This window comes from Helicobacter didelphidarum, assembly GCF_003364195.1.
Lineage (GTDB): Bacteria > Campylobacterota > Campylobacteria > Campylobacterales > Helicobacteraceae > Helicobacter_A > Helicobacter_A didelphidarum.
Window position 1 is genome coordinate 1 of sequence record NZ_NXLQ01000143.1, and the last position, 1,146, is coordinate 1,146.

Genomic DNA, 1,146 nt, shown 5'->3' on the forward strand with positions numbered 1-1,146 from the left:
TAAAGGCTTAGAATGCCATTGCAGTGAGTTTGAAAAGATACCAATTCATAGGCGAGAGCTAGGAATGGCTGGAGGTGTAGTAACTTATGGAGTGGCAATAGGAGAAAGCTACATAACTCATACGCTTGATGAATACTTAGCAAAGGAAAGGGTTGAAAAATGGGGACAAAGGTCAGCAAGAATGCTTATAAAATTGAATGGAGGATTAACAAGCCTTCTACAAGCAAAAATAGAGGGAAAGTCTAATGAAAGAGCATTAGTGGAAACAAGCACAGGAATTGTGATTGGTTCAGGCACTGGTTATTTAGCCACTCAAAATTCTTATGGTAAAACACTTATTCAAAAAGGCACAAATTTAGCTCAACAAACCCTATCCCAAACTAGCAAGCTCGCCTCAAGCAGTGCCACTAGACTTACTAGCTCAAGATTTGCTTCAAATATCGCTGTAAAAACAGGTGTATCCATACTCACTCGTATAGGCACAGGGGCAGCAGCTGGTGCAACAGTCGGTTCTACTGCACCTATTGTAGGCACAATTATAGGAGCTATTGCAGGAGCATTAATAGCTGGAATGATTAATGATGCAATATTTGCAGACGAAGACGAACAACTAGAAAAGGATAAAGCCCATAACGCAGAGATAGAACGCCTAGAAAAAGCCTATAATCTCAAGATTGATAGAATCAATGATTATCTTGTGCGTAACAAATACATAGAACTTAGAATCTTAGATGATATAGAATCTGAAATACTCTGCAAAGAAGCAAGTAATCTTAAGAGTAGCTACTTTAAAACAATCCTTTTAATGCAAAGTTTTCCTAACTATCTTGATAGAGATAAAGAGTTTTATGATACTTTGCAACAAAAAGAGTTAGATACAAGCAAAGATTCTAAAGAGAGAAACTCTAAAGAAAAAGATAAGGCACAATCTAAAGAACCTAAAATCACTCCCATAGCCAATGCTATCCCTCTCACCATAGAGATAGAGAAATGCTATGATGGTGCAAGTGGGAATCTCTTAAAAAATACAACAATCTATCTTTATAATCATAGATTTAAGCGAGTAGTGGCAAAAGGACAAAGTGATGAGAGAGGAAAGCTTATAGTGCATAATGTCTATGTGGGTAAAGAAAATACTATCGATAA

1 protein-coding gene is annotated in these 1,146 nt (G+C 36.8%); it reads left to right on the forward strand.

The genetic code is table 11. The features are described from left to right. Positions 1–1,146, forward strand: a 1,146-nt coding sequence (locus tag CQA53_RS12815; protein WP_220272098.1) for a hypothetical protein, incomplete at both ends; no start/stop codon positions are given.